This window comes from Priestia megaterium (genome assembly GCF_046599315.1).
Classification (GTDB): domain Bacteria; phylum Bacillota; class Bacilli; order Bacillales; family Bacillaceae_H; genus Priestia; species Priestia megaterium_F.
The window spans coordinates 135482-147429 of the sequence record NZ_JBKIKC010000006.1 but is presented as its reverse complement, the minus strand read 5'-3'; the positions used below and the strand labels follow the sequence as shown (position 1 = coordinate 147429).

Below are 11948 nucleotides of genomic sequence, written 5' to 3'. Positions count from 1 at the left end.
TATACCCTTTGTACGACTTCAAGAGTAAGTTTACATAATAATATTATAATAAATAAAGCTGAAGAACTTCTCTTCAGCTTCCAGCTACTTCTTTTTATAAAATAGGCGCGAGATAATTAAACCGATAGCCCCTAAGACGATAAATAGCAAGGCACGTATAGCCATTGGGATAAAAGGTAAATCATATAAAACAAGTTTAAAGAGTATTAAGAACAAAATGCCCACGCCGATATACGTCGCTGTTTTAAACATTTGAAGTGATCCTATAACGAATGCAGTAATGGACAGCCCTAGCCAAACGGCCGTCATAATAAGTGTTTGTGTATTAGCAGAAAGCTGATTGGTGCTAGCGACCGTAACTTCCGTTGCAAAAATTAAAGAAAGAATAGAAAAAACAATACTTCCCCCAATTTTGAACGTATCATGCTCATCTTTTTCTGTTTTTTGAATGCTGATCCATATAAATACTAACATAGAAGCTAACACAACAAGCCAATTTAATGTAGGAAGAGACAGCACTTGTTCGATTGGCGTAACTAATATATATATTGCGCTCAGTATATAAATCGTATAGGAAAATAGTTGATGAAGTATATTTTTATACGTCATCGCTATATAGTAAACAGCGAGCCCTTGAATAACATATAAAATGACTCCTTCTCTTAAATCGATGAGCTGATAAATAAAAAACGCTACTACAACAATTAAATAAGTAATAAAAAATTCAAATCTTTCTTTAGAACTTCTTACTAGATAAACACCTAATGCGTAAATAATAACTAAAGCAAGCAGCACCATTGTTGTCGTGCTGTGGTTAAAAACGGCGAGCATCCAGCCGTACGTAACTGCTAAACTCGATAAAAGGGTAAACGCATATACTTGCAGCACGGACTGTGTTAGAAAAAAACTAGAAATTAAGCATAAATGCTGAATAACAATCGCCATACCTAATAACTCTTTTACACCATTATCACCAACAAACGAGTAATAAATGAGGAGTGTAAGATTTAATAATACCGCCGAAAGTACATACAAAATTGAATATTTTTGTTTAAATGCCACATATAAAAAGGCAATATACAGAAGCGTTTCATAGCCAATGAAAACGAGTCCATTAGGCGAATTACTTTCAATAAGAAAAGGAACTAGTACGCCTCCCACTGCGCTAATAATGCCTAACGCCTGCGAACGATAAAAGACTGTCGCGATAATCCCTAGGATAATCCAACTCGCATTTAGTATAAAAGCGAGCATTGGTCCTGCTAAATGATACAGGCTATGCATCGCAAACGTCGTTAACATGAGAATAGGAATAGCTCCCCCTACAAGTACTTGCCCCAGTACCAACCTTTCCTTTTTAATTTGGAAATGACCTGTCACAGCAAAACCTATCGAAACAACAAAGCCGAGAACAACCTTTGCTTTTTCATCCATTAATCCGTAGTCAGAGGCTGCTTTAAATCCCCATAACACGCCAATAATAAATACAAATATAAAAATTCTCGGCAGCCATGTTTGAAAAAGAACTTTTTCCCAATCAACAGGCTCTTCTATTTTCTGTGAGCTTTTAGCTACTGTTTGAGCAGGACGTTTAGCGGTCTCCTGACGCTGCTGAGGAGAAGCGTGAACTGCTTTTGGTCTAGGAGAATTCGTTTTAGATACGATCGACTTTAGCTTGGCTACGTCTTCTTCTAAACTACTTATTTTCCGCTCAAGTTCTTCTATCCTTTCTTTTTCCATATTTCCTCACCCTTTCTCTTTAAAGCATTTGTTTTTTTTATATGTATATCTTACACAAATTAACTATTATACCATTAAAAGGAATAACCATTAGAAACATTCTATTTACAGCAAAAAAAATACAGCGCCCTTTTCAAAAGAAAAGTTCGTTGTATAGGATGTGCTGTATTTTTTTATGTCACTTTCTCACTATATGTACTATGAAACCCCGCTTCAATGTGGGCTACTTGAAAACTGTGATGCCCAATTAAATATTTAACAATATCTACGCGGTCAATTTTACCTGGCTTATTGTTCATTGCTTCTCGCACCATAGATTGAAATGTATTTTTGCAAAACTTCTTTTCATGAAGCAGAATTGTTTCACAATACTCTTCATGGTCCCCCTCTGAAATACGATAATAATGCATTTCTTTCACCCCTTTTCATCATATACCTATTACATACCCCGAATATTGCTATTTTAACAAATTAATTTTATTATTCTTTATTTTCCCACTAATAGGTTGTCTATAGTGCAACGTTTCGAAACTCATCGTTATAAATGCTAATTTGAAGCCGCTGAGAAAAACGTTCTTCTTCGATGTATGTCTCAGGCATTAATCCAACAGGATATACCTTCGGGTTTTCGCCACTTCCTAATATGTATACATACATCTTTCCTTCATTTGTATATCGAACCTTCGTCGAAATACCCCCTTGCACTTGAAGAGGCGCATAAACAGCTCTTACATTATCTCTAATTTCCTGTACAAACCCATGAAATTCAATATCTGAATCATAATAATTGTTCGCTTCATACAAGCCATAAATGCGAGACTTATCGATATCACATAATATGTTCCAAAATTCAGATAAATCTTCATTGAACAATACCTGAATAAAATTTCTTGCAGCTTCCTGCTGTTCTTTTGTCAGTTCTTTGGTTAGCGCAAACTCTTCGTTTTTTAACATCTCAGTCACCTCCCTTATATATCTAATACGACAACAGATAAAAATAACCTCTTTTTTCAACTTATTAGCAAGCAATTTATTTTTAACATTAAAAATTGAAAAGCTATTTTGACTAACGTTTTAAAATAACTTTTCAATTACTGTAGAATAATTACGTAAAATACTCGATTTTCGCATTTGGAAAATATTGATCAATGTAATATTCCAATGTCTCTCTTAATTCTTGTTCTTCATCTTTTGCATATACATACTTTCCAATCCCATAACGTCCCCATTTGTAGCGACGCTTTTCTTCATTCATCTCCAGCTTTGTTTTCGGATAATTTTTCTCAATCACCCGTTTGGCTGGCTTGGTAAAGCGATGTTGAATCATTTCAAACGTAATATCATCTCTTGATGTCTCAGGTATAGAGGCATCAAGCTTTTCAAACAACTGACGATATCCCTCTTGCCATCCTTCATGAATGTAAATAGGCGCAACAATAAAGCCAAGTGGATATCCAGCTTTTGCGACTTTATTGGCAGCTTCAATTCGATAATCAAGAGGAGATGTACCAGGTTCAAAGTTTTTAATAACATAATCTGCATTTATGCTAAAGCGAAAGCGTGTGCGGCCATTATGCTTAGCATCCAACAAATGATCCACGTGATGAAATTTAGTTACAAAGCGCAGTTGACCAAGTTCACTTTCCCCAAAATATTCAATAGCACGCTTTAACGAATGTGTTAAGTGATCAATTCCCACGATATCGGATGTACAAGCCGCTTCAAAACGCGTTATTTGAGGAGCTCTTTCCTGCATATATTGCTCTGCTTGATCTAATATTTCTTCAACATTCACGTACGTGCGAATATATGGTTTGCTTCCCATTGTTGTTTGCAAATAACAATAGTGACAGTGCCCCATACATCCTGTTGCAAAAGGTATTGCATATTCTGCCGAAGGTTTAGATGTATCAAATTTCAACGTTTTACGCACGCCAACTACTAAAGTCGATTTGGCATTGCGATATTTTTGCAAATCGTTTTTTCCCGGTATATTACGCACTTGATTATGAGAAGTTGTTTGACGAATTTCAATTCCCATATTTTCAAATTTTTCTTTTAATTGAACACCAAGCGGGTACTCCATTGCTCCAGGCTCAATGTATACTAACTGAGGTACAAAAGGTTTTATCATCATGTACACTTCCTTTTTTCTGATACTAGTAGCGTTTGAAAAACAAAAAGACTCTATCCTTGGCAATTATTTTTCAAAAAAAAAGGCTCTTCGTTTAGAAGAACCCTGTGTCAATCATATTGTTCATAATCAAATATCTTGTTATACATTTTTTCTGCTTCTTCATACGTTGAATACACGGCATCATCTTCAGCTAATAAATGATAAGACTCATGTAAAAACAGCGCTTTTTCACCTTTGTTTTCAGGATGCTCAACAATTTCGGCTTGATTGATATTAGCAACATTTGCCGTATGAGGATTTCGGTAAATAACAAATACTTGATCTCCAACTTGATATTCTTTTTTCTCCACGATCATCATCCTTTTCTTCTTTCTTTACTCGTATGATGTCCGCTTTTACTCATTTTATCCGGTAAAAACACGTCGTAAGACCCTGAAGAGTTATACACTTTTACGCTCGATCAATCGAAAAGGGAGCTCAATTTTCTGAGTCACCTTGTTTCCGACTAATGTAAAAAGTGTTTCTCCCATCTCTTTAAGAGGAAGTTCTATCGTTGTGATTTGTAAATAAGAAGAAAGTGGATGATTATCAAAACCAATGATAGCTAAATCGCCAGGAACTGAAATACCAGCTTGTTCGCACTGAGCTTTTATTCCGATAGCTACTTGATCGTTTGTTACTAAAAGCGCCTGAGGCCGATTTTTCATCTGCACTAATTTTTTTACCACTTTTTCACCATCTGTCACGTTCAAACAGCCTTGAAAAACCCATTCTGAATGATAAGGCTGATTTATTCTCTCTATATATTCTTTGTATGCTTGTTGCCTCTGTTGACTATTTGTACCCGTCATTCTTCCAATACAATAGCCAATTTCCGTATATCCTTTTTCTTTTAAATACATAAGCGCCTGCTTAAAGGCTACATAATGATCAACGTATACGGAGCGAATCGAACGATTCTGTACGTTTTCGCACACGGCTATCGGCCCGTACTGCTGATAATATTCAATTGTGCTCCAGCTGCTTGCTCTAGAACAAATAATGACTCCATCAACTTGCTTTGTTTTTAGCATATGAAGCGCTTCTTCTTCTTTTTTTACATCATAGTTCGTCTGACAAATAACAAGCTGATACTGCTTTTCTAACGCTTGAGATGCCACTCCTTCTAAAAGCAGACTGAAATACGGATGGTTGATAAAAGGCAAGACAACGGCAATCATATTTGTTTTACCTTTTGATAAATGAACTGCATTAATATTTTGTTCATAATTAAGTTCTTGAATAACCTGCTCTACTAGCCGGCGTTTTTCTTCTTTTACATACGGATGATGATTTAGCACTCGGGATACAGTTGAAACAGATACACCAGCTTTTTTTGCGATATCTCGGATATTTGTCATGTTTTCACCTTTTTCTCTTGCGCTGAAACGCGTTTCATACTTTATTCTCATTATAAAGTGAAATAGCAATAAGCTAAACCCGTTACAATCGTGTTTTTATTCATTTACGTAAGGAGGTCATTTCATGGGTATTTTATTATTCATTTTATTATGCGGAATTGAGATTGGAGGAGCGGCTTATGCACTTAAACAAAATGAGACGCTTTGGAAGGAGTTAGATAAAGAAATGCCGGTTGATTTCTTCAAACAGTAAAAAACCCTTAAAAAGAACATTCTTTTTAAGGGCTTGATATTACGCAGCTTCTTTAGATGACTTTGACTTTTTATTTAAACGAGGAAACCCAATTACAATTGCAATAATACCGCAAACCGCTGTTAACATTGGATAGAATGTAAATGGAATAATCTCAATCGGTGAAACTTTAGCAAATCCTGCTGCTAGAAGCATTTGTGCACCGTAAGGGATAAGACCTTGAACGCTGCATGAAAACAAGTCGAGCAGACTGGCTGATTTACGATTATCAATTGAATACTTATCAGAAATTTCTTTCGCTAACGGACCTGCCGTAATAATTGAAATCGTATTATTAGCCGTTGCTAAATTTGTTAAACTTACTAATCCAGCGATACTGAATTCTCCGCCTTTTTTTGTTTGAATGCGTCGTGTTAATAAGTTTAATAAGAAATTAATACCGCCGTTATAACGAATTAGCTCAACCATTCCGCCAATTAAAAGAGATAAAATAATTAATTCCGACATTCCACCAATACCTTCTGTCACAGTTTTGGCAAGAGAAGAAAGCGTGTAGCTTCCGTCAGCTAATCCAATCACGCCGGCTAGTACAATTCCTCCGGTTAAAATACTTAATACGTTTGCGCCAAATATTGCGGCTACTAGTACGCCGATATAAGGCAAGATTTTAAACCAGCTAAAATCTTTAATTTCTACTGAAGACGCGTTGCCAAGCGTCATTACAAGCAATAAAATCACCGTAACGATCGCTGCAGGTAGTACAATAAAAAAGTTTACTTTTAATTTATCTGTCATATTTGTTTGCTGCGTACGAACTGCTGCAATGGTCGTATCAGAAACAACGGATAAATTATCACCAAACATCGCACCGCCAATAACGGCGGCTATTGCTAATGTAACAGAAACATGCGCTTGCTCACTGATTCCTACAGCGATAGGCCCTAGCGCAGCAATCGTTCCCATTGATGTTCCCATTGAAATTGAAATGAATGCGCCAATAACAAATATTCCTGCTACGACTAAGCTTTGCGGAAGAACAGAAAGCGCTAAGTTTACCGTTGAATCCACAGCTCCCATGCCTTTAGCAACTTCAGAAAATGCACCTGCTAAAATAAAAATAAGCACCATAATAATGATATCAGGATGCCCTGCTCCTTTAGCAAAGCGTTCAACTTTTACATTAAGTGAATCTTTTCGGTTCATAGCCAGCGCCACAATGGCCGCAATAATAATGGCTACTAATACAGGCAGCTTATAAAAATCTCCCGTTATAATTCCTGATCCGACAAACAGGACTAAAAAGACGCCCAGCGGCAACAGCGCCCAGCCGTTTCCTTTTTGTTGTTCCATTCTTAACACCTCTTGTTTACATATTAAAAAAGACCTCTTCTTATTGATAAGAAAAGGTCTCTTATTTGTATCATAAGATTACCCTTCTCATCTTCCAAACGAAACATCGCCTGCTGGATTTGGCACCGCACTGCTTACAGCCAGTTGCCGAGACATCACCGGGCCAGTCCCTCCGTCTCTCTTGATAAGAAGTTTATAGTTGTTTTAAAAATAGTCTTTCACTAATGTAATCTCTTTTTATTTAATTGTCAAATGCTATTTTAGAAAAATATATAGTTTGAAAATTCTTACATCAATTAGCTACGTCTCGCTTTAAAAACGCTACCCATGCTACGCCCATAAAGAATACAAAATGCGCTACTAAAATAAAGATTGAAAATGGAATCGTCATTCCGTCAAACATAGGCTTCATTCCGTCCATATACTGTATAAAGTCCGTGTTGGCGAACAGTAAAAACTTCCCCCACCATAAACCTAGCTCCGACACTAGTCGGGTTACAGCTTTCGCACCGATACTTACGACAATAGCTAGACTTGAAGCAAGCGCGCTGTTTCTAAATAAAGAAGACAGCATAAAAGCGAACGTCATCATCATGAACGTTTCCATATACGCACTGTCATACGTAAGCGTAATATTTTTAAGCAGCTGCGCATCTCCTTCTAAACTGGTAAACCCAAAGAACAGCGCTCCCCATACAAACGAAAAAAGTAAATAGCTCAGTAAATAATACAAGCTAATTAAAATGAGCGTTATGTACTTGGACATTAAAATCGTTGAGCGTCTAGCTGGGCGAATTAAAAGAAGCTTAATAGTACCTGCTTCAAACTCTTTTGAAACCATCGATCCTCCTACAGCAAGCGCGAAAAATTGAACAAGAATCAGCATACCTGAACTAAATGACAGGAAGTTCAAAATGTTTTCTTCTGTTCCTGCACTGTTTGCCACTTTCTTCATTAAAAGAGCCATACAAAGAGTTAAGATACCGATTGTAATAAACGTGATTTTTGTACTTCTTTTGTGAAACCATTTCATGTGTTCATTTTGAATTAACTTAAGCATGGTGCTCTCCTTCCGTAACAGACATAAACGAATCTTCAAGCGTCTCATAAACAGGAGTAATTCGGTAAACTAAAATGTCGCTGTTCACTAATTTTCTATTCACAGCTGGAATTTGCTCTTTCACAATCGCTATGTCGATACTATTGTCTCTCATTGTTGTTACTTCAAATTCTTGTGATAAAAGATCCGCTGCTTTTTGCGCGTCAGACACTTCAAATTCTACATACATTCCTTGATCTTGACGATTTGGAGATAGATCTTGAATGGCTTTTAACTCACCGTCTTGAATAATACCAACGCGGTCACATAGTGCTTCTACTTCTTTTAATAAGTGGCTCGCGATTAAGATTGAAATTCCTTCTTCTGTACAAAGTGTTTGTAAATATGTACGAAATTCTCTCATTCCCGCTGGGTCTAGTCCATTTGTTGGTTCGTCGAGTAAAAGCAATGCGGGCTTATGTAAGATAGCTTGAGCTACTCCTAAACGCTGCCTCATTCCAAGAGAATACGTCTTCACTTTTGCATGAATGCTGTTTTCAAGCTTTACTAAAGCAATCACTTCGTCTAAACGTTCGGGTGTGATGCCTTCATGCATATTCGCAAAGTGTTTTAAATTTTGATAGCCCGTCAGATAATCATAAAACTCCGGGTTTTCAATAATCGCTCCAATTGACTTCATGGCTGATGTAAACTGTTCTTTTAAAGGAAAGCCATTGACGGTAATCGTTCCATTTGTTTCCTTAATCAGTCCTACTACGGTACGAATTAAGGTTGTTTTTCCCGATCCGTTTGGACCAAGTAACCCAAAAATTTCACCGCGCTTAACCGATAAGGATACATCATGCAAAATGGTTTTCTTCCCAATTACTTTACTGACATGATCTACTTGTAGCACTGTTTCTGTCATCATGTACATCCTTTCTATAATTAGCAATACGCCTTCTATTGTTTCTCTTTTTTATCTATTTGTCTACCATAACCTTATTTTTTTGGTAAAGCACCCCATTCAAATCATTCGTATTATCCGCTTACATTTGCTAAAATAAAACAAATATTAAATATTAGTTAGAGGAGGACTTTTACATAATGAACTTAACCGTATACCTCGCTGGGCAAATTCACGATAACTGGCGAGATGAAATTAAAAACCAAGCCGAACAATTAAACCTTCCCCTTACGTTTGTGGGTCCGATGACAGACCATGACCGCTCCGACAACATTGGAGAAGAAATTTTAGGAAAACAGCCCAACGCTGTCTTAAAAGATGAAGCTGCTTCTCAAATTAATAATTTACGTACGCAGGTGCTGCTTAAAAAATCTGATGTGGTCATTGCTTTATTTGGCGAAAAATACAAGCAGTGGAACAGCGCAATGGATGCGGCGACAGCCATTGCATTAGATAAACCGCTAATTTTGGTTCGCCCTGAAAAACTGCACCACCCGCTTAAAGAACTATCAAATAAAGCGCAAGTTGTAGTCGAAACGCCAGAACAAGCTCTTCAAGCGCTAGCTTATATTTTTGAATAACAAATAAGAGCTGTCGGTTCTGGACAGCTCTTATTTTTCATTTATCCCTCAAGTTCCTTACTAGGAGGAAATATTTTTTTAGAAAGCTCTAAGGTTATTCCTTTGAGCTTCTTTCATTTTTAGCATCAAAACAAACAAAATTATACTTAGCTACTCACTTTTTTGATCCTGACGTTCCATAATCTTTAATCGTTAATTTCACATCATAGTTAATTGGAACTTCACTAAACGTTTGATCCCAATTGTCTTTAACCCTCATCCATACTCTGGGCCTCTTAATTCTCAATTGATTTCCGAACCCGGCCACATCGACTTTATATTCTTTTTGCATTTTTTCTACCGTGTTTCTTACGAGTTGCTTCACTTTTTTTTCTGAGTTTTTTTGCACCTTCTGTAAAAATTGATTTTTTAAAGGATTTCCTGAGACCACCCAATTTTCAGATAGCCTTCCCTCTGATTCAATATGCACATTGAAGGAGATGTTATTTCCTTTAATATGAGGTTCAATATGACTTTTCATAGATTCTATTTCATATACAATCAGCTGACCGGTCTTTTTATCAAAGCTTTTCACTAGCCCGCCTTTCCCTTTTCCTGTGATCCAAGTCAGACCATCTAGTTCTTCTTCATTCAAAAAACCAATCATTTTGTTTGTTTTCCCTTTAATTATGGCCGCACCAGCAAATTTGATTTCTCCATTTGCGGATAATACATTTTGCAATAGAAAACTAGTCCCTGATTGAATATTGCTCTCTAATTTAATGAGCGACATGGGAGGTAAAATTCTCGTTGTTCGATACGCATTTTCCACCATTCCAGACAAACGAAATGCCGGGATCTCTCCTGCTGTCTTCGATTCTAACCCGTCGCTAGCTCTCCCTTTACTAATAAGTACAAGACAGCTTGGTCTAATCTCATTATCACGAAGAAATTGATTCACTAATTTTCCTAAGCTATACGTTCGTGCAAGAGCCTCGCCAATAATAATTACTTTTAGATGTTGGCTGGCAATGGAAGTCTCTCTTCTCAATGATAATTCACGGGCCATTTGATGAATGGAATCTCCCGTTTCAGCCATATTCACGTAAGCCTTCTGCTGGGACCCTCCTTGGACAGTTGTTGAACTTGCCACTTGTGGGGTGATCAGTTGGTAGGTTGACGTAATCAAGTTCTTTTTGGGATACTCTTCTTCTTGTTCATCAAATTCTTTTTCAGTTATGGACTCCTTAGCTTTATCAAGAGCCACAGCTACTCCTAAACTTCGTTCTTCAATTTCATGACTACTCCAACAGCCCGCCAGAGAAAAGAGTAAAAAAACAGAAAGTAAAACCGATAAGAAGAATTGTACGTGATTAGAGGCTTGTCTCATACTTTCTCCCCTTTATTTTTGAAATGATAAGAAGCAGCAACGGCAAAAAACCAAATAAAATCAGGGCAGCGTTGCCAACCATATCTCCTAATTTAAATACATCATTGATATTTCTAGGGATCATGGAAATGAGATAAATAACTGGAAGCACACCATACATAAATGGATGAACGTTCTTTTGGAAAAGTTGAGATAGCCCTAATGAAGCAGCGTAATGGTTAACATTAAAAGAAGTGAACATTTGCATAATCCATACCACCAGCAACAAGGAATCAAACCGTTCAAAGATTAACCCAGTTAATTCATAACTTCGTATCAAATCTAGCGTAGGCCATGTTCTCGTAACGACTCCATCCACTGAGAACGCTCCAATAACCATCACGACGGTAATAACATAAAGAAACAAAGGAATGGCAGTACCAACTAGTACAGCTTTTACTGCTTTGTTTGGCTCTTTCATGAATGCCAATATTAAAAGCATAAATTCAGGCCCAGTAAATGCAAGAGCTGTTGTCTTTATCCCTTTTAGCGCCGGCGTGATACCTGAACCTAGTACCGGGCGCAGATTATCTACTTCAAATATTTTGATACTCATAAAGGCAACAAGTAAAAAAAGAATAACCGTAATAGGTAATATAATCTCAAATATACGGGCAATTGGATTTATTCCCCCTCTTATGAGATAGAGACTTGCCCACATAAATGGCATAATAATAGCCCATTTGGGGGTTCCTTCCAACAATAGATACCCTGTTACTTCTGCCAATGAACGAGCATGAAACCCACCAAGTGTCAAAAAATAACCTATCATGAGGAAACTAAATAACTTTCCTGTCCATTTCCCTACAATTTCTTGACTGTATTGATAAAAGGTTTTTTCAGGGAAGCGTTGACTTAATTTCACCATGATTACCCCTGCTATCATGGTAACTATCCCCCCTAAAATAACAGTTAACCAAACATCTGGTGTTTTCACTTTTTCCGCAGCTGCCCGGGGCAAGGTAAGAATCCCCGTTCCAAGTATAAAGTTGGTAATAATAATAGTTGTTTGAGGCGTCGTGATACGATCTTTTGAATTTATCATTTCTAACGGCCCATTTCCTTTCATCATA

Annotated in this window: 13 protein-coding genes and 1 riboswitch; of the genes, 2 read left to right on the top strand and 11 right to left on the bottom strand. The window is 37.0% G+C overall.

The window, feature by feature from the left end; all coding sequences use genetic code 11:
• Window positions 1-84: 84 nt before the first annotated feature.
• From ACLHDF_RS18635 to ACLHDF_RS18610, 6 genes are all read right to left on the bottom strand, one after another.
• On the bottom strand, window positions 85-1740 hold the full coding sequence (locus ACLHDF_RS18635; protein ID WP_413920185.1) for a DUF2339 domain-containing protein: 1656 nt from the start codon (window positions 1738-1740) through the stop codon (window positions 85-87).
• Between the two features lie 173 nt (window positions 1741-1913).
• Window positions 1914-2150: a hypothetical protein gene (locus ACLHDF_RS18630; protein ID WP_413920184.1), complete on the bottom strand. Its 237-nt coding sequence runs from the start codon at window positions 2148-2150 to the stop codon at window positions 1914-1916.
• A gap of 100 nt (window positions 2151-2250) precedes the next feature.
• Window positions 2251-2694, bottom strand: a complete 444-nt coding sequence (locus tag ACLHDF_RS18625) for a hypothetical protein (RefSeq protein WP_413920183.1) — start codon at window positions 2692-2694, stop codon at window positions 2251-2253.
• Window positions 2695-2845: 151 nt separating this feature from the next.
• The gene (gene splB, locus ACLHDF_RS18620) at window positions 2846-3874 is read right to left on the bottom strand and encodes a spore photoproduct lyase (RefSeq protein ID WP_413920291.1); all 1029 of its coding nucleotides are present in this window, start codon (window positions 3872-3874) and stop codon (window positions 2846-2848) included.
• 110 nt (window positions 3875-3984) lie between these two features.
• Window positions 3985-4233, bottom strand: a complete 249-nt coding sequence (locus tag ACLHDF_RS18615; RefSeq protein WP_016764006.1) for a transcriptional regulator SplA domain-containing protein — start codon at window positions 4231-4233, stop codon at window positions 3985-3987.
• Between the two features lie 84 nt (window positions 4234-4317).
• Window positions 4318-5277 (bottom strand): LacI family DNA-binding transcriptional regulator, encoded by a 960-nt coding sequence (locus tag ACLHDF_RS18610; RefSeq protein WP_413920182.1) that lies wholly within the window; start codon window positions 5275-5277, stop codon window positions 4318-4320.
• Window positions 5278-5401: 124 nt separating this feature from the next.
• On the opposite strand from ACLHDF_RS18610, the gene ACLHDF_RS18605 reads away from it, so the two are divergent.
• The gene (locus ACLHDF_RS18605) at window positions 5402-5530 is read left to right on the top strand and encodes a hypothetical protein (RefSeq protein WP_413920181.1); all 129 of its coding nucleotides are present in this window, start codon (window positions 5402-5404) and stop codon (window positions 5528-5530) included.
• A gap of 39 nt (window positions 5531-5569) precedes the next feature.
• On the opposite strand, the gene ACLHDF_RS18600 is transcribed toward ACLHDF_RS18605, so the two are convergent.
• From ACLHDF_RS18600 to ACLHDF_RS18590, 3 genes are all read right to left on the bottom strand, one after another.
• Entirely contained in the window at window positions 5570-6880 is a 1311-nt protein-coding gene (locus ACLHDF_RS18600) for a Na+/H+ antiporter NhaC family protein (protein ID WP_413920180.1), read from the bottom strand.
• Between the two features lie 84 nt (window positions 6881-6964).
• Window positions 6965-7071: riboswitch (SAM riboswitch) on the bottom strand.
• Between the two features lie 101 nt (window positions 7072-7172).
• Entirely contained in the window at window positions 7173-7940 is a 768-nt protein-coding gene (locus ACLHDF_RS18595) for an ABC transporter permease (RefSeq protein WP_413920179.1), read from the bottom strand.
• The gene (locus ACLHDF_RS18590; protein WP_413920178.1) at window positions 7933-8847 is read right to left on the bottom strand and encodes an ABC transporter ATP-binding protein; all 915 of its coding nucleotides are present in this window, start codon (window positions 8845-8847) and stop codon (window positions 7933-7935) included. The genes ACLHDF_RS18595 and ACLHDF_RS18590 overlap by 8 nt, the downstream gene beginning before the upstream one ends.
• 179 nt (window positions 8848-9026) lie before the next feature.
• On the opposite strand from ACLHDF_RS18590, the gene ACLHDF_RS18585 reads away from it, so the two are divergent.
• Window positions 9027-9467: a YtoQ family protein gene (locus ACLHDF_RS18585; protein WP_025752263.1), complete on the top strand. Its 441-nt coding sequence runs from the start codon at window positions 9027-9029 to the stop codon at window positions 9465-9467.
• 154 nt (window positions 9468-9621) lie between these two features.
• Here the strand turns inward: ACLHDF_RS18585 and ACLHDF_RS18580 are convergent, their stop codons facing one another.
• Both ACLHDF_RS18580 and ACLHDF_RS18575 read right to left on the bottom strand, forming a co-directional pair.
• Window positions 9622-10836, bottom strand: a complete 1215-nt coding sequence (locus tag ACLHDF_RS18580) for a Ger(x)C family spore germination protein (RefSeq protein WP_413920177.1) — start codon at window positions 10834-10836, stop codon at window positions 9622-9624.
• Window positions 10820-11947 carry a spore germination protein gene (locus tag ACLHDF_RS18575; protein WP_413920176.1) on the bottom strand — a complete coding sequence of 376 codons (1128 nt, stop codon included), beginning with the start codon at window positions 11945-11947 and terminating at the stop codon, window positions 10820-10822. The genes ACLHDF_RS18580 and ACLHDF_RS18575 overlap by 17 nt, the downstream gene beginning before the upstream one ends.
• Window position 11948 lies beyond the last annotated feature (1 nt).